Source organism: Nocardioides psychrotolerans (assembly GCF_900113685.1).
In the GTDB taxonomy this organism is placed as follows: Bacteria; Actinomycetota; Actinomycetes; order Propionibacteriales; family Nocardioidaceae; genus Nocardioides; species Nocardioides psychrotolerans.
On sequence record NZ_FOQG01000001.1, the window covers coordinates 364,674 to 381,627 of the forward strand.

Annotated in this window: 14 protein-coding genes and 1 tRNA gene; 6 read left to right on the top strand and 9 right to left on the bottom strand. The window is 70.7% G+C overall.

Annotation, left to right across the window (positions count from 1 at the left end; translation table 11 throughout):
- Position 1: 1 nt before the first annotated feature.
- On the bottom strand, positions 2-1,561 hold the full coding sequence (locus BM204_RS01745) for a succinic semialdehyde dehydrogenase (RefSeq protein WP_091109890.1): 1,560 nt from the start codon (positions 1,559-1,561) through the stop codon (positions 2-4).
- A 1-nt stretch (position 1,562) separates the two neighbouring features.
- Positions 1,563-3,191: a GMC family oxidoreductase gene (locus BM204_RS01750; protein ID WP_091109892.1), complete on the bottom strand. Its 1,629-nt coding sequence runs from the start codon at positions 3,189-3,191 to the stop codon at positions 1,563-1,565.
- A 96-nt stretch (positions 3,192-3,287) separates the two neighbouring features.
- Between BM204_RS01750 and pdxY the strand changes: the two genes are divergently transcribed.
- Together pdxY and BM204_RS01760 are read left to right on the top strand one after the other, a co-directional pair.
- Positions 3,288-4,139 (top strand): pyridoxal kinase PdxY, encoded by an 852-nt coding sequence (gene pdxY, locus BM204_RS01755; RefSeq protein ID WP_091109893.1) that lies wholly within the window; start codon positions 3,288-3,290, stop codon positions 4,137-4,139.
- A 103-nt stretch (positions 4,140-4,242) separates the two neighbouring features.
- Positions 4,243-5,736 (top strand): sensor histidine kinase, encoded by a 1,494-nt coding sequence (locus BM204_RS01760; protein ID WP_091109895.1) that lies wholly within the window; start codon positions 4,243-4,245, stop codon positions 5,734-5,736.
- Here the strand turns inward: BM204_RS01760 and BM204_RS01765 are convergent.
- From BM204_RS01765 to BM204_RS01780, 4 genes are all read right to left on the bottom strand, one after another.
- Complete coding sequence (locus BM204_RS01765; RefSeq protein ID WP_147095074.1) at positions 5,713-6,342, bottom strand: sulfotransferase; 630 nt, start codon at positions 6,340-6,342, stop codon at positions 5,713-5,715. The two genes, BM204_RS01760 and BM204_RS01765, sit on opposite strands and share 24 nt — an antisense overlap.
- Positions 6,267-6,461: a sulfotransferase gene (locus BM204_RS01770; protein ID WP_091109898.1), complete on the bottom strand. Its 195-nt coding sequence runs from the start codon at positions 6,459-6,461 to the stop codon at positions 6,267-6,269. Before BM204_RS01770 ends, BM204_RS01765 begins: the two co-directional genes overlap by 76 nt.
- A 31-nt stretch (positions 6,462-6,492) precedes the next feature.
- A tRNA-Thr gene (locus tag BM204_RS01775) sits at positions 6,493-6,565 on the bottom strand.
- 51 nt (positions 6,566-6,616) lie between these two features.
- Positions 6,617-10,039, bottom strand: coding sequence for a hypothetical protein (locus BM204_RS01780; protein WP_143099623.1), 3,423 nt, complete (start codon positions 10,037-10,039; stop codon positions 6,617-6,619).
- A gap of 141 nt (positions 10,040-10,180) precedes the next feature.
- On the opposite strand from BM204_RS01780, the gene BM204_RS01785 reads away from it, so the two are divergent.
- Complete coding sequence (locus tag BM204_RS01785) at positions 10,181-11,434, top strand: CynX/NimT family MFS transporter (RefSeq protein ID WP_246165749.1); 1,254 nt, start codon at positions 10,181-10,183, stop codon at positions 11,432-11,434.
- Between the two features lie 6 nt (positions 11,435-11,440).
- Here BM204_RS01785 and BM204_RS01790 read toward each other — a convergent pair whose 3' ends face one another.
- Positions 11,441-12,172, bottom strand: coding sequence for an SDR family NAD(P)-dependent oxidoreductase (locus BM204_RS01790; RefSeq protein WP_091109903.1), 732 nt, complete (start codon positions 12,170-12,172; stop codon positions 11,441-11,443).
- The gene (locus BM204_RS01795; protein ID WP_170259039.1) at positions 12,169-12,657 is read right to left on the bottom strand and encodes a nuclear transport factor 2 family protein; all 489 of its coding nucleotides are present in this window, start codon (positions 12,655-12,657) and stop codon (positions 12,169-12,171) included. Before BM204_RS01795 ends, BM204_RS01790 begins: the two co-directional genes overlap by 4 nt.
- A gap of 91 nt (positions 12,658-12,748) precedes the next feature.
- Here BM204_RS01795 and soxR point away from each other — a divergent pair, with 91 nt between their 5' ends.
- The 3 genes from soxR to BM204_RS01810 are packed head-to-tail and all read left to right on the top strand — an operon-like array spanning position 12,749 to position 16,230.
- A complete protein-coding gene (gene soxR, locus BM204_RS01800; RefSeq protein ID WP_246165746.1) occupies positions 12,749-13,180 on the top strand; it encodes a redox-sensitive transcriptional activator SoxR in 432 nt (143 codons plus the stop codon).
- Positions 13,177-14,994 (top strand): glycoside hydrolase family 13 protein, encoded by a 1,818-nt coding sequence (locus BM204_RS01805; protein ID WP_091109908.1) that lies wholly within the window; start codon positions 13,177-13,179, stop codon positions 14,992-14,994. The genes soxR and BM204_RS01805 overlap by 4 nt, the downstream gene beginning before the upstream one ends.
- A 9-nt stretch (positions 14,995-15,003) precedes the next feature.
- A complete protein-coding gene (locus tag BM204_RS01810; protein ID WP_091109909.1) occupies positions 15,004-16,230 on the top strand; it encodes a DUF4032 domain-containing protein in 1,227 nt (408 codons plus the stop codon).
- Positions 16,231-16,388: 158 nt separating this feature from the next.
- Here BM204_RS01810 and BM204_RS01815 read toward each other — a convergent pair whose 3' ends face one another.
- Entirely contained in the window at positions 16,389-16,952 is a 564-nt protein-coding gene (locus tag BM204_RS01815) for a hypothetical protein (protein ID WP_091109911.1), read from the bottom strand.
- Positions 16,953-16,954: the final 2 nt, after the last annotated feature.

The following is a 16,954-nucleotide window of genomic DNA, read 5'->3' on the forward strand; positions in this document are numbered from 1 at the left end:
CTCAGCGGATGCCGGTCCTCCGCATCATCTTCAGCCCGGACAGCATCGACTTCACGTAGGAGTCGTAGTCCTGGCCGGGTTGCGCGCCCATGACCTGCTTCTTGAGCACCGCGAGGTTCTGGATGTCGGTGTACTTCAGCAGGCCCTGGTCGCCGTGACGAGCGCCGACGCCGGACTGCTTGACGCCGCCGGAGGGGGTGCCCTTGGAGGCGAACGCCGTGGCGAGGATGTCGTTCACGTTGACGTTGCCCGATTGGATCCGCGCGGCGATCGCGCAGGCGCGGTCGAGGTCGGTGCCCCAGACCGAGGCGTTGAGCCCGTAGTCGGTGTCGTTGGCCAGCGCGATCGCCTCGTCGACGGTGCGGTAGCAGTAGAGGCCGACCACCGGACCGAAGGTCTCGGTCGCGCCGGCCAGCATGTCCTTGGTGACGCCCTCGAGGATGGTCGGCTCGAAGAACGCCGGCCCGAGGTCGGGGCGCGCCTTGCCGCCGGTGACGACGGTAGCGCCCTTGGCGACCGCGTCCTCGACGTGCGACTGCACCCGCTCCTTGTGATCCGGCGAGACGAGCGAGCCCATCTCCGGCCCGAAGTCGTACGACGCGCCCACGGTGAGGCTCTCGGCCGCGCGGACGAACTTCGCCTTGAACTCCTCGTAGCGTGACTCGGGCAGGTAGATCCGCTCGATGTGCATGCAGATCTGGCCGGTGTTGCCGAAGACCCCGAACACCGCACCCTGCACGGCCTCGTCGATGTTGGCGTCATCGAGCACGATCATCGGGTTCTTGCCGCCGAGCTCGAGGCAGGCTCCGATGAGGTTGCGGCCGGCTCGCTCTCCGATCACCCGTCCGGTCGCGGTCGAGCCGGTGAACATGACGTAGTTGGCGTTGTCGATCAGGGTCGGGCCGATGTCCGGACCCTCGCCGCACACGACCTGGAAGAGCCCCTTCGGCAGCCCGGCCTGCTCGAGCATCTGGATCCCGAAGAGCGGCGACAGCGCCGTCTTGTTGTCGGGCTTGAGCACGATCCCGTTGCCGGCGATGAGCGCGGTGATCGCATCGGACATGCCGGTGGCGAAAGGGAAGTTCCACGGGGCGATGACCCCGACGACACCCTTGGGCTGCCGGATCTCGGTCGACGTCGTGAGGAACGGGACCGGACCGCCGCGCTTCGTCGGCGCCAGCAGCGAGGGCGCCCGCTTGATGTAGTGGCTCATGACCATCGGCGGGTCGCAGCTCTCCTCGATCGCCATCCGCCGGTTCTTGCCGGACTCGACCTGGATCAGGTCGGCGGTCGTCTGGGCGTTGTCGAGGAAGAGCGCGTGGGCCTTCTTGAAGACCCCGAGCCGCCTCTTCAGCGGCCACTGCGCCCACTCCCGCTGGGCCGCACGGGCGGCCACGAAGGCGCGCTCGATGTCGGCCGGGGTGGACTGCGGGAGCTCGACGAGCACCTCGCCGGTGTAGACCTCGGTGAGCTTCCAGGTGCCGCCGCTCGTGGAGGGCACGCGGGAGACGAGCGTCTCGAGGAACGCGTCGGTGACCGCCGCCGGGCGCTGCAGGGTCATCTCAGCCCTTCCCGAGCACGAGGTCGGCGCCGCGCTCGCCGATCATGATCGCGGGGGCGTTGGTGTTGCCGCCGGTGATCGACGGCATGACCGAGGCGTCGCAGACGCGCAGGCCCTCGATGCCGCGGACCCTCAGGTCGGGCGCGACCACCGCGAGCTCGTCCACGCCCATCCGGCAGGTGCCGACGCCGTGATACACCGACGTGGCGCGGTTGAGGATCGCCTGGCGCAGCGCCGAGCCCTGGAGCTCGCGACCGGGGTGGATCTCCTCCTTGATCGAGCCGCCGAACGCGGCGCCGCCCATGATCTCGCGGACCATCTCCGAGCCCTCGCCGAGGACCTCGAGGTCGGCGTTGTCGGCGAGGTACTGGAAGTCGATCAACGGTGCGGCCGTCGGGTCGCCCGACGCGAGGCGCAGCGTGCCCCGGCTCTTGGGGTAGATCAGCGTGGTGAGCACGGTCAGTGACGTGCGCGGGTCGACGTCGTGGCGGATCGGCTCGTCCTGGTTGGGCGAGACGTAGGACCACGGCAGCAGGTGCAGCTGGAGGTCCGGCACATCGGTGGCCTGCGAGGTCCGCACGAAGGCCACGGACTCGAAGACCGAGTTGGCCAGGAACGTCGTGCCGGGGCGCAGGACCTCTTTGGCGATGCCCTTGGCGAAGTACATCGCGTTGCCGCGGTTCTTCGACGACGTCGCGTGGAAGGTCAGCGCGTGGAACATGTGGTCGTGGAGGTTGTCGCCCACGGGCAGGTCGGCGACGACCTGGATGCCGTGATCCTTGAGGTGCTGGGCGTGGCCGATGCCCGAGAGCATCAGGATCTGCGCGGAGCCGACGAAGCCGGCCGAGAGGATGACCTCCTTGCCGGCGCGGATCGTGCGGCGGCTGCCGTCCTTGTCGGTGACCTCGACCCCGGTCGCACGACCGGACTCGAGGACGACCTTGGTGACCAGCACCTCCGACTGGAGCTGGAGCGTGGGGACGTCGAGGTTGTGGATGTAGCCGCGCGAGGCGCTGTAGCGCAGGCCGTCGGCGGCGTTCTGCTGCATCCGGCTCACGCCCTCCTGCGACTCGCCGTTGTAGTCGTCGAGGACCTTCACGCCGAGCGCGTCGGATGTGGCCTGGATGAACTGGAGGGTGCCCTCCTGGGGCGACTTGTTGCGGGTGATCCGGATCGGGCCGCCGGCGCCGCGGTAGTCGTCGGCCCCGTCCTCGAAGTCCTCCATGCGCCGGTAGGCGTCGTTGACCGAGTCGGCATCCCAGCCGATGTTGCCCTCGGCAGCCCAGGAGTCGAAGTTGGCGCGGTTGCCGCGCACGTAGACCATGCCGTTGATCGAGCTGGAGCCACCGACGACCTTGCCACGCGGCACCGGCATCTTGCGGTCCAGGATGTGCTTCTGCGGGGTGGAGTAGTAGCCCCAGTCGACCCGCTTCTTGATCTCGGGCACCGCATGCATCGGGCCGATCATGCCGGGCTTCTTGACCAAGAACTGCTCGTCGCTCTTGCCGGCCTCGAGCACGATCACGCTCGCGCCCGACTGGGCGAGGCGACCGGCGATGGCGGCCCCGGAGCTGCCGGACCCGACCACGATGTAGTCGGCCTCGTTCTTGTACGGCGCCTTCTTGGCCATGTGTCTGGTTCCTCGCAGTGGTCGGGGTGATGCCGGCCGCAACTGTAACTCGTTCTAGTTTGCTCCGTACAGGCCTTCCCGAGGAGGATCACCTGCGTGAAGATCCTCTCGATCCAGTCGTCGGTGGCCTACGGGCACGTCGGCAACTCCGCTGCTGTCTTCCCGCTCCAGCGCCTGGGCCACGAGGTCTGGCCGGTCATCACCGTCCACTTCTCCAACCACACCGGCTACGGCGAGTGGCGCGGGCCGCTGCTGGCCCCCAGCGACGTGGCGGACGTGATCGCGGGCATCGGTGAGCGCGGGGTGCTCGGCGAGGTCGACGCGGTGCTGTCCGGCTACCAGGGCGACCCCGCCGTCGGCGCGGTCATCCTCGACGCCGTCGCCACGATCAAGGCAGCCAACCCCGCCGCGATCTACTGCTGCGACCCCGTCATGGGCGACGTCGGGCGCGGGATGTTCGTGCGGCCCGGGATCCCGGAGTTCATGCGCGACACGGTCGTGCCGGCAGCCGACATCATCACGCCCAACCACTTCGAGCTCGACTTCCTCGCCGGGACGACGAGCACCACCCTCGACGAGGTGCTGGCGGCCGTCGACGTCGTGCGCGACCGCGGCCCTCGTGACGTCCTGGTCACGAGCGTCCTGCACACCGACTCCCCCGCCGACACCCTCGACGTCGTCGCGGTCTCCGACGCCGGCGCCTGGGCGGTCACCACCCCGCTGCTGCCGATCACCCCCAACGGCTGCGGCGACGTGACGGCGGCGCTCTACCTCGCGCACCTGCACAGCACCGGATCCCCACAGCAGGCCCTGGAGCGCACCACTGCCACGGTGTTCAGGATCCTGGAGAACACGCTGGCCGCCGGGACCCGCGAGATCCAGCTGGTCGCCAGCCAGGAGGCGATCGCGCACCCGACGACGCGCTTCGCGGCCCGCCGCCTGCGCTAAGCCGACCATGGCCACCCCAGGTCTCCTGGCCCCCAGGGGGACTAGGAAAAGTCCGGACCTTTGACCCGGTACGCCGCCGGTCCGGCGCTCCTACGCTGACGAGATGGATCCTTTGGGACAGCGAGAGACTCCTCCGGCGTCCCCCGAGGACGCCCAGCGCTTGCGCGCGCTCGTCGACCACCTCCCCGCGCTCGTCGCCTACTGGGACCGCGACGGGCGAAACGTGCTGGCCAACCACGCCTATGTCGAGTGGTTCGGGCTCACCCCGGAGCAGCTGCGTGGACGGCACATCTCCGAGGTCCTCGGCGAGCGCGTCTACACGCTGAACCTGCCGCACATCAGCGCGGCGCTCGCCGGCGAGCGACAGGACTTCGAGCGCACCCTGGTCGACTCGTTCGGCCGGACGCGTCACACGCAGGCGTCCTACGTGCCCGAGGCCGTCGACGGCGAGGTCCTGGGGTTCTTCGTCCAGATCACCGACGTGACGGCCAAGGTGGAGGCCGAGCGGGACCTGGACGAGGCGCAGATGGTGGCCGGCGTGGCCTCGTGGAGCTGGGTGCCCGGTGAGGAGCTCGCGAGCTGGTCACCCCAGCTCTACCGGCTCGCCGGCGTCGACCCGGAGGGGGTCGAGCCCACGATCGAGAGCGGCCTGCGCCTGGTCCACCCGGAGGACCGCGAGATGCTGCGCGCCTCCCTCGGGGAGACGACCCATGAGCCCCAAGACCGCGAGCTGCGCTACCGCATCGTCCAACCTGACGGCGAGGTGCGCCACCTCGTCAGCCGGCTCCGGGTGGAGCGCGCCCCCGACGGCACGGTCTCGCGCCTGCGCGGCACGATGCTCGACGAGACCAGCACGCAGAATGCCCACGTGGAGGTCGCGCGGGTCAACGACGAGCTCCTGCGGGCCAACCGCCTCCTCTCCGACACCATGGGGATGCTGGGCCACGACATCCGCCAGCCCCTGGCCGTCACCCTCGGCTACCTCGAGCACCTGCGCGGCCACGTCGCCGCGACCGAGCCGGAGGTCCTGGAGCAACGTCTTGACCGGGTGCACGCCGCCGCCCGCCGGATCCGGCGGCTCCTCGACGACGTGCTCTCGATGGCCACGCTTGACTCGGGGCACTTGAAGGTCGGCGTCGCGACCGTGCGGGTCGACGAGCTCTTCGCCGATGTCGTCTCCGAGCTCGGCGAGGTCGACACCACACTCCTCGCCGTGGCAGCCGACTCCGAGCCGGGCCTGGAGGTCGCGTCGGACCCGTTCCACCTGCGTCAGTCGGTCGTCAACCTGGCGGTCAACGCCACGCGCTATGGCGAGCCGCCCCTGGAGCTGTCCGCCCGCGGGCTGGACGGTCACGTGGAGCTGATGGTCCGCGACGCCGGCGCCGGGGTGCCCGACGATCTCCTCCCCCGCCTCTTCACCCGCTTCGCCCGCGGGGAGAACCAGTCCGCGCGCTCGACGGGCAGCACCGGCTTCGGGCTCTACCTCGTGCGTCAGCTGGTGGAGGCCAATGCCGGCACGGTCGGCTACCGCCCGGTCGCGCCGACGGGCGCGTGCTTCACGATCACGCTGCCCTCAGCCAGCCAGCCGGCGCAGTGAACGCCACAGCCGAAGGTCGGCGTGCCGCTCGAGGAAGAGCTGCGCCTCGGCGCTGAGCAGCCGCTCCTGGGCGCTCACGTCGGCATACCGCGCGTGCGCGGCAGCGAATGCCGTCTCCACCTCCGGGGTCACCGCCAGGTCGAGGCCGGCCAGCACCCGGCGCAGGGCGTGCGCGTCGGGGTCGCCGAAGAACGACGAGTGCTCCACCACCGCCACCTGCTCGGGCCGGATCCGCGCGGCCCGCCGGATCCGGGCGTTGTGCTGGTTCCAGAACTCCACGGCCTTGCGGGCGTCGAGGCTCTCGGGCCAGCCGCGGTCGGTCACGGTGGTGGCGCGCCGGTCCCAGGACGCGGCCACCTCGGCGACGTCGCGCACGATGCAGACGAAGCGGGCCGTCGGATGCTGCTCCCAGAGCACCTGGAGCCGCGCCACGGTGAGCTTGTCCCCGACATGGGACGCCCGGTCGAACTGGGCGTCCATCCGGTCGTAGTGGACCCGCCAGCGCTCGTCGGCGTCGGGGACGATGTTGGTCAGCCCGTCGGTGAAGTCGAAGAACCGGGAGCGGTGAAGCAGTCGGGCGTGAGCTCGACGATCCGCTTGCCCCACAGGGCCTTGTAGCGCTCCTGCCCGATGACCACACGGGGGTGGGAGCTCAGCAGGGAGGCCAGGGTCGTCGTGCCCGAGCGGCCGACACCGACCACGAACAACGGTGTCGTGGTGGTCACGAGTGGATCCTAGGGGTCCGGCCACCGACAGAGCCGCGTGAGAGAATCGAACTCTCGACATTCGCTTTACAAGAGCGATGCTCTGCCATCTGAGCTAACGCGGCGTGCGCTGGGTGTGCGCGCGCACATGCTAGTCGGCGCGGTCCGGGGCGCCCTCACGGGCGCTTCGCGCTGGCAGCCGGACCCTCGCGGCCGAGGCGGTCAACGCCGTAGACCGTGATCCGCACCTTCTCGCGTCGACCGACGGCAGGCAGCACGACCTTGCGACCCGTGGTGCTGAGCTGCACCCGCCGACCGTCCTCGACCACGGCGTAGACCAGCCACCGCTGCGCCCGCGAGCCCGCCCACGTCACCGTGAGGCGCGACCGCGCGTCAACGGCCAGCTTGAGCTTGGTCGGCTTCGTGGGAAGCACGTAGCCCGGCGCGGTAAAGCCGGCGACGGTCGTGGTCGAGATCGGGAGCCCCTCGCTGTTGAGCACCACGGCCTCGATCGACCGCGTGCCGGCCACCGCGTCGGACACGGTGAACGGCAGCGAGCCGCTCGGGTCGTCACTGGTGCCGATGACGCGGTTGAGCCCCGCCGCGCTGGTCTCGACGAAGCGGACCGAGCGGCCGCTCTCGCCGAGGTTGGTGGAGGTGTAGGACAGCGTGCGCTTCCGGCTGGTGACGGCGCCGGCCACGGTCGCCGTGACCGCGGTCGCATCGAACGACTCCGCGACCGTGATCGCCGGCACCGCGGTCGGGCTGCCGTCGGGCTGCCGGGCCAGGCGCCGCTGGAGCTGGCTGCCTCCGGTGGCGGTGATCTTGTAGGCCACCGGCTGGGCGCTGCGCTGGATGACCACGAGACGCACCGAGTCCGTCGAGGGGCTCGGGACCAGGACGACGTCCCCGCCCTGCTGCGGCTCGAAGGGCGAGGCCTGGTCGCTCTGGACGACGATGTTGTTGTTGACGTCACGGACCACCACGGTCGGCACCCCGCCCTCCCCCGGCACGTTGACGGCGTACGACGTGGGGTCCGAGGAGCCCGGCAGGAAGAGCGTGCCGTCGGCGCTGACCGTGGCCTCGGTCGGGGACGGCGCCTCTCCGGTGGCAGGGGTCTTGTAGGACCCGATGTCGCACGTGCTGCCGACCTCGAGCCCGGTCTTCCACTTGTAGCCGACGAGGAACCCGAGCGTGAAGCTGAACGGGTCGACGCCGAAGCTGATGTCGCCGCAGATGGCGATGCCGATGTCGGAGATCACGCCCTTGCCACCCACGCAGAGGATCACGCAGATGTTGATCGCCGCATCGGCGTAGAAGGTGCCGGCGGCCAGGTTGACCTCGCCCCCGACGGACCCGTTGACGCCGAGGCGGGGGAAGCCGATGTCGACGGTGGTCCTGAAGTTGAACAGACCGCTGGTGTCGAAGTGCGCCTTGGTGTTGGCCAGGGCGAACCCGAAGAGTCGCAGCGTGCCCTGCAGGTCCAGCGACGCAGGACCGGTGTTGGGCACGGCGAAGCGGAAGCCGCCGCCGGTGCCGGGCGGCGACCCGATCGCGTCGATCGTGATCGGCCCCTCCGGCGTCGGGATGGCCAGGTCGGCGCCCCCACCGATCGCGAAGCCCTCCGTGCCGTCGTAGAGGAAGCCCACGCCGGTGACCCACAGGCCGGGGTAGATCGTGAACGGGAACGGCGGTCCGTCCTTGTAGGTCAGCCCGAGCTTCACGAGCTTGCCGGCGCGGAAGCCGATCAGCACCTCCACGAAGGAGCCCGAGGGCGGCAGCTTGAGCTGGACCTTGCCGTTGAACTCCGAGCTGGACCGGTCGTAGGTGATGAGCAGGTCCTTGAAGCCGAACTCCCCCACCGTGAGCTCCGGGGCGCGGATCGTGATCTTGGTCAGGCTGAGGCCCTGGAGCATCGTGGTGGTGAGCACGGTCTGCCCGCTGATGACGTCGAAGGGCTGCGGGAGGGCCAGGTTGAGCGTCACCTCGGCCTTGCCGCTGGCGAACCTCACGCTGGCGATGCCGAGCGCCTTGAAGTCGAAGAGCTTGATGCCGAACTTCTCGATGCCGGTGAACTCGGTGGCACCGTCGATGTCCCAGGTCCCCGCGTCCTTCGCGAGGACGATCGGGCCTGCCTTCTGCACGACCCCCGCGGTCGCGGTGACCTTGTGCGTCTTGGTGTCCACGGTGATCCGCGTGGAGGACTTGCCGCCCACGAAACGGATGCCGTTGATGTTGACGTCGCTGGTCGTCGACCAGACCCCGGGCTTGACCTCGTCGAAGCACGGTCCCCCCTGGGCCGCGGCGACGACGCCCGCCTTGATCGTGACCGTGCGCTTGCAGGACGCGGTGTTGCCCGGCGGGGTGAACCCCCCGACGTTGGGCGGCGGGGGCGGCCCCTCCGGGTCGGGCGTCACGCCTCCGGCCGGGATGGGCGCACCGAACACGCTCCCGTTGTCGTTGTCGTCCCACACCACGAAGCCACCACCGTCGCCTGCCGTGCGCACGCGGAGGTTGAAGGCCCGGACGTTCTTGACCAGGGTGCCGGGAGGGGTGAAGGCCCCACCACCGGCGGAGTAGGACGAGCGGATGTCCGCGAACTCGCCGGAGTCGGTCCACACGGACGTGAGGCCCCCACCGGCGTCGGCGGTCATCGTGCCGAACAGCGCAGGCCCGATGTCGGTGGCGAGGAACGGGGTCGAGAGGGAGCCGTCGGCGGCCGAGACCTTGCGGACCTGGTAGGCGTCACGGATCGCGCTGCCGAACTCGACGTGGGTCATCAGGTAGGTGCCACTGGCTCCCGTGACCATCGTCGGCTCGTTCTCACCGGGCAGCGTCTGCGAATCCAGCCAGTTGTCGATGTTGTTGTAGTCGCCGCCGGCGGTGGGGTCGTAGCGGCGGATGAAGGTGTCGTCGAGGTCGGTGTAGGCCGAGATCGGCGTCTGCTCGTCGAGGAGGCCCGCGCCGCCGCTGAAGTAGCGGTCGATGCCGTCGTTGAGCTCGACGTACTGGGAGGCGAAGCCCCCGTCGGTCGGCTGGACCTGGACGCCGGCGCCCGGCGGCCCCGCCGATCCGGAGTAGGCCGCCATCACCGAGTTGAGTCCTGGACCGGCCACGCTCCAGCCGGTCTGGATCGAGCCGATCGGGCGCGCCTCGAGGAAGGTGTCGCCGCCGTCGAGCGACTCGAAGAGCAGGGAGCCGGGTCCGTCGACGTAGCCGAGCACCTGCACGACGTCGCCGTCGCGCAGGATGATGTCGACCGGGCCGAAGGAGTTGAGCCCCGGCTGCTCGAAGCGCTCCTCGGTCTCGCAGGCCGTGGCACCTCGCGGCATCCGGCAGTAGACGAACGTGTCGGGACCGCCGTCGGGCTCCTCGACCCAGCCCAGGTGGACGGTGCCGTCCTCGCCCACGGCCACGCCCGGTCTGGACGCGTTGTCGTCGGAGAGCAGGATCGGTGTCGAAGGCGCTAGCGCGGCGGGTGCGGCGACGGCAGGACTCGCGGCCGGGAGGGCCCCGGTGGCGGACCCGTTGGCACCCACTCCGGCGAGCAGGACCAGCGCGAGGGCAGGGACAAGCAGACGACTAGGACGTGGGAGCACTTCGGGACGACCTCCTCGGGCCGCCCGCGACCCAGACAGCGATTCTGACGCTAGGAGAGCCCGGTGGACTGCGCCATAGCCCGAGTGGGGGGTTCGAGGGTCATGTGGGGCAGCCCCGGAGAGGCCTGGAACACTGCACCGGTGACCTCGGGCCCCACCTCCTCGACCCCCTCCACCTCTTCCTCGTCACCCCCGCGGGAGAGCAGGGCCGCGCGCATCCTCGTGCTGGTCGGGATCGTGGTGCTCGCCTTCAACCTGCGCCCGGCCGCGGTCAGCGTCGGGCCGGTGCTCGACGAGATCCGCGCCGGCCTCGACATGTCGGGCACCGAGGCCGGCGTCCTCACGTCGCTGCCGGTGCTCGCCTTCGCGCTCTTCGGCGCCCTGGCCCCTCGGTTGGCCCGGCTCGTCGGCACCCACCGCCTCACGCTCCTGGCCCTGGCCGCCGTCGTCGTGGGCCTCTTGGGCCGCAGCCGGGTGGACCACGTGGGGACCTTCCTCGCGTTGTCGCTGCTGGCCCTGGGCGGCATGGCGACCGCCAACGTGCTGCTGCCGTCGCTGGTGAAGGCGCACTTCCCCGACCGACTCGGGCTGTTGACGGCGCTCTACTCCACCTCACTCGCGTGCGGGCTGACCCTCGCCTCGATCGCCACGGTCCCGATCAGCGACGCCGCCGGCGACTGGCGCGACGGGCTGGCCGCGTGGGCGATCACCGCGGCGATCGCCGCGATCCCGTGGATCCTGCTGCTCCGCCACGGCCACGACGAACGCAGCGACGAGGACTCAGGTCCGGGGCACTCGCCGATCGGTCTCGCGGCCGTGGCGCGCACCCGCATCGGGGTGCTGATGGCGCTGTTCTTCGGCATCCAGTCGCTGCAGGCCTATGCGATCTTCGGCTGGTTCGCCGTGATCTTCCGCGACGCCGGCCACTCGGCGGCCACGGCCGGGGTGCTCCTCGGCGTCATCACCGGCGTCACCATCCCGTTGTCGTTCATCATCCCCGCGCTCGCGGCCCGGATGCTCGACCAACGCCCCATCGTGTGGGCCGTGGTGCTGTGCTATCCGGTCGGCTACACCGGCATGATCGTGGCGCCGTACGGCGGAGCCTGGGTCTGGGCGGTCCTCATCGGCATCGGCACCACGACGTTCCCGTTGATCCTCACGCAGATCGGGCTGCGCTCTCGGACTCCTGCGGGCACGGCCGCATTGTCGGGCTTCACCCAGTCGGTGGGCTACCTGCTGGCCGCGATCGGTCCGTTCGGCGTCGGGCTGCTGCACGACCTGACAGGCGGGTGGACGGTGCCACTTCTGGTCCTCATCGGGCTGTGCGTGCCGCTGCTCCTGGTCGGGCTCGCGGCCTCGCGGCCGTCGTACGTCGAGGACCAGCTGCGGTCCTGACCCGACTCAGCTCATGCCGCCGTCGAAGGCCAGCACCGAGCCGGTGATCATCCGGGCATCCTTCGAGGCGAGGTAGACGATCGCGGAGCCGATCTCTGCCGGCGTGATCGCCCGGCCGGGCAGCATCATCAGCAGCCGGTCGGAGACGCGGGCGTCGAGGTCCGGCGGGAAGATGCTGGCGACGTGGGACACGATCGGGGTGTCGACCGTGCCGGGGCAGATCGCGTTGACGCGGATGTTGTCGGGCGAGAGCTCGAGCGCCAGGGCTCTGGTCAGCTGGGTCAGGCCACCCTTCGCCGCGGCGTACGCCGTCGCGTAGGGCTGGGCGACGTTTCCCGCGACCGAGGAGACGTTGACGATGTTGCCGGTGCACGCCTTGAGGTGCGGCATCGCGGCCTGCATGAGGAGGAACGGCCCCTTGAGGTCGACGGCCTGGACACGGTCGTACTCCTCCTCGGTGATCTGCTCGAACCGTCCGAACTGGACGATGCCCGCGACGTTGGCGAGCACGTCGATGCGGCCGTGCTCGGCGCAGCGCGCGATCGCAGCGTCGACCGCGGCCTTGGACCCCACGTTGCACTCGATGTAGGTGACGCCCTCGGGGACCGTCGGGACGATGTCGAGGCCGTAGACCACCTCGCCCAGGTCGCGGAAGAGCTCCGCGGTCGCGAAGCCGATCCCGGACGCGGCGCCGGTGATGACCACGACGCGCTGCTCGGAGGTGGGGGTCTGGGTCATGAGGTCGCTCCCGGTGCGGTGGGTCCGGCATGGCCGGTGAGGTGGTGGGCGAGGGTGCCCTGGCGGCCGATCCCGAAGCGACGCTCACGGAAGCGCCACCGGCCCGTCCGGTCCTGGTCGAAGGTGTCGACGTAGGTGCCGGTCACGATCGGCTGCAGCGGCAGGTCAGCGGTCGCCTGCAGCACGACGTACGACGAGGTGGCGCGCAGCGAGCCGTCGTCAGGCCCCGGGCCCTCGGCCGGCTCGTCGAACGCGGTGTTGGCCACGACGTGCTGGGTGCCGGGCGTGCCGTCGTCGTGGAGCAGCACCAGCCCGGCGTACAACGCCTCGACCTCGACGGCCCCCGTCGCGATCGTGGTCCCGTCCAACGTGCGCAGCGTCGCGTCGGCCATCAGCCGACCGATCCCCACGAAGTCACCAGCGTCGATGAGGTGGCAGTAGGTGCCCAGGAGGCTGCGGACGCGGTCTCCGTCACTGAGGGGCACGCGGCGGACCCTACCAGGCAACTAGAACGTGTTCTAGATGTGGGCGCGGCTCGGACTTGAAGTCCGCTCGAGGTCCGGCCAGGCTGGAGCAGTGTCAGAGCTGACGATCGGCCACCTCGCGGAGCGCTCCGGGGTCGCCACGAGCACCATCCGCTTCTACGAGGCGCGCGGCCTCGTCCACTCCCGTCGTACGACGGGCAACCAGCGCCGCTACGAGCACTCCGAGCTGCGCCGCGTGGCGTTCATCCGCGCGGCCCAGCGCGTCGGGCTGAGCCTCGACGAGGTCGCCGAGGCGCTGGCGGCGCTGCCCGACCGACGCACCCCGACCAAGGCCGACTGGCACCGCCTGAGCAAGGCGTGGCGGCCGCGGCTCGACGAGCAGATCCGCCGGATCGAGCTGCTGCGCGAGCGGCTCGACGGGTGCATCGGGTGCGGCTGCCTGAGCCTGCGCAGCTGTGCGCTCCACAACCCGGGGGACGAGGCCGCCGAGCGCGGGACGGGTGCTGTCAGGCTCGAGCCGTGAGCCTCCTGCACGAGCCGCACCACGACGGCTCCCCCCTCTACGTCGCCGACGAGCACCCCCGCCCGGGCGCGCTGGTCACGGTCCGGCTGCGCACCCACACCGACGACCCCGTCGAGGCGGTCTGGATCCGCACGACCTACGACGCCGAGCCGGTGTTCCACCCCTGCCGCGTCGTCGAGTGGGTCGGCGACACGGTCTGGTGGGCCGGCGAGCTGCCGCTCCACAACCCGGTCACCCACTACCGCTTCCTGCTCGCCCACGGCACCGGCCGTGACGCGGCCCAGCGCTGGGTGACCGCCGCCGGTGTCATCGAGCACGACGGTCCCGACGCCTTCGACTTCCGCCTCACCTCCCACGACGGACCGCCCGACTGGGGCCGCGACGGTGTCGTCTACCAGGTCTTCCCGGACCGCTTCGCCCGCTCGGCGGCGGCCGACGCGCGCGCCGTCCCCGACTGGGCCGTCCCCGCCGGTTGGGACGACGAGGTGGCCTTCGAGCCGGGCGACCCGCACACGCCGCTGCAGTTCTTCGGCGGAGACCTCGACGGCGTCGTCGAGCACCTCGACCACGTGGCGCAGGTCGGCGCGACGATCCTTTACACGACCCCGGTCTTCCCGGGCGAGAGCAACCACCGCTACAACGCCTCCACCTTCGACGGCGTCGACCCGCTCCTCGGCGGCGACGAGGCCTACGCACGGCTCAGCAGCGCCGTCCACGCGCGCGGCTGGCGGCTGCTGGGCGACCTCACGACCAACCACACCGGCGACACCCACGAGTGGTTCCACCGCGCCGTCGCCGACGCGGACGCGACGACCCGCAGCTGGTACCACTTCGGCGAGCACGGCGACTACGAGTCCTGGATGGGCCACCACACGCTGCCCAAGCTCAACCACGCCGAGCCAGCGCTGCGCGCGGCCATGACCGAGGGACCCGACAGCGTCGTGGCGCGCTGGCTGCGGCCTCCCTTCGACGTCGACGGCTGGCGCATCGACGTCGCCAACATGACCGGCCGCCTGGCCGACCTCGACGTCAACCACGACGTGGCCCGCGGCATCAACCGCACCGCCCGGGCCGAGCGGCCCGACGCCCTGGTCATCGGCGAGCACAACCACGACGCGTCGACCGACCTGCCCGGTGACGGCTGGCACGGCACCATGAATTACTCCGGGTTCTCCTGGCCCGTGTGGTCCTGGCTGCGCGACCCCGACTCGCCCGCGCGTCCCTTCGGACGGCCCGTGCCGGTCCCGCGGCGCGGTGGACCCGCCCTACGACGCAGCCTCGACGAGTGGGGCGGTCGCTACGGGTGGCGCGCGACCTGCGCGTCGTGGAACATCCTCGGCTCCCACGACAGCGCCCGCATCCGCACCGTGGTCGGCGACCCGGTGCAGCACCGGGTCGCTGCCGGGCTGCAGTTCACGCTGCCCGGTGTGCCGATGATCTTCGCCGGCGACGAGATCGGGCTCGAAGGCGTCCTGGGCGAGGACGCGCGCCGCACGATGCCCTGGCACCGCCCTGAGACGTGGGACCACACCACGCTGGCGACGTACGGCGCCCTCGCGGCGGCGCGCACCGCCCACGTCGCGCTGCGGCGAGGCGGGCTGCGTTGGGCCCACGTCGACGACGACGCACTGATGTTCCTGCGTGAGCACCCGGAGGGATCGGTCCTCGTGGTGGCGCGGCGCGCGGCCGGTCCGGCGGTCGACCTGCCGCTGGTGCTCGGTGAGCCCCTGGTCTCGACCGAGGAGCCGGTCGGTCCGTTCGCGAGCGGGCCCGGCGTCACCGTCTGGGCGGTCGTCGAGGACCCCGGCCACTAGCCTGTCGACATGGCGCTCCACATCGTGGCCAACCGGCCCGACCCCGCGCTCCTCGGCCTGCCTTGGTCGACGCCGCTCGAGGAGTGGACCGACGACTACGTCGTGCCGCTCCCCCGCGGCCTGTCGCGCCACGTCGTGCGGATCATCCGGCTCGGCGAGCGCACCTACGCGGTCAAGGAGACCGTCGACGCCATCGCCTTCCGGGAGTACCGGCTGCTCCGTGACCTCCAGCGCATGGGCCTGCCCGCCGTCGTGCCGCAGGGCGTCGTGACCGGCCGGGTCGACGCCGGTGGCGAGGAGCTGCCGGCGGCGCTCATGACCGAGCACCTGCGATTCTCACTGCCCTATCGCAACCTCTTCGCCCACGGGCTGAGCGCCGACAATGTCCCCTCGCTCGTCGACGCCCTCGTCGTGCTCCTCGTGCGCCTGCACCTGGCCGACTTCTTCTGGGGTGACGTCTCGCTGTCCAACGTGCTGTTCCGGCGCAGTGCCGGCGGCTTCGCTGCCTACCTCGTCGACGCAGAGACCGGCGAGCTGAAGCCGACGCTGTCAGCCAGCATGCGGGACTACGACCTCACCATCGCCACGGAGAACGTCTTCGCGGAGCTGCTCGACCTCCAGGCCAGCAACTCCCTCACCCACGAACTCGAGGCCCACGACATCATCACGCTGCTGGCCGACCGCTACCACGTGCTGTGGGACGAGCTCACCGCCGAGGAGGAGTTCGGCGCCGGAGAGCTGTGGCGCATCGAGCAGCGCGTCGAGCGGCTCAACGACCTCGGCTTCGACGTCGACGAGCTCGACATCGTCACGGACTTCGACGGCGACCGGGTGCGCATCCAGCCCAAGGCCGTCGAGCTCGGCCACCACCAGCGCGAGCTCCAGGCCCTCACCGGCCTGCACGTCGAGGACGCCCAGGCGCGCCGGCTGCTCAACGACCTGGCCTCCTTCACGGCCCACTCCGACCTCGGCCGCGAGGACCGCACCCTGGTGGCCAACACGTGGCTGACCCAGATCTACGAACCCATCATCGCCATGGTGCCGGCCGAGGGCCGCGGCAAGCTGGAACCGGCCGAGATCTTCCACGAGATCCTCGTCCACCGGTGGTACCTCTCCGAACGCGCCGGCCGCGAGATCAGCATCTTCGACACCGCCGCCGACTACCTCGAGACCGTGCTGGCGCACCGTCCCGATGAGGCGGTCGCGGTGACGGTGCCGGAGGACCCGGAGGGATAGTGCGGGACGTTTTCGACCCTCCGAGCGGCTCGGAGGGTCGAAAACGTCCCGCACTATCCCGGGGTGCTCACCGATCACCGGGAGTACGAGCGAAGCGAGCACTCCCGGTGGAAGGACGAAGTCCTTTCACGTACTCCCAATGGAAGGACGAAGCCCTTTCACGGCTTGCAGACCCGACAGGCGGTGAGGCCGGGGGTGTCGCCGGCGGGGCGCAGGTCGTCGCGGTGGGCGATGAGGGCGCAGTCGCGGCGGTGGATGGTGGTGCCGTTGCCGGCGATGACGGGCAGCGCTGCGACGTCGACGCCGTTGTCGTTGATCGCGGCGGAGCGTGAGGTGACGTCGGCGAGGACGAGCAGGGTGTCGGCAAGGCGCTTGGAGGACTCCCGGTTGTCCTCGGCGATCCTGGCCAGCCAGGCGCCGAAGTAGAGGAACCCGCCGCTGAAGGTCAGCGCGAGCCCGAGGAACCCGCCGGAGTAGGAGTAGGCCTCACGGTCGAAGTCGAAGGCCGCGTTGGCCACGCCGTAGTAGCCGAGCAGGATCACGATGATGCCGGTGGGCATCAGGATCGCGCCGAGCCAGAACAGCACGACCTGCAGCAGCGAGGAGTAGTTGTTCTTCAGCGGCGCAGCTCCCGATCCCCCGCGCGACCCGGCGCGGGGAAGGTCGGAGGACAGGCCGCCGGTGCGGGCCCCGCTCGCGGGGGTGCTGGTCGTGGTGCTCATGG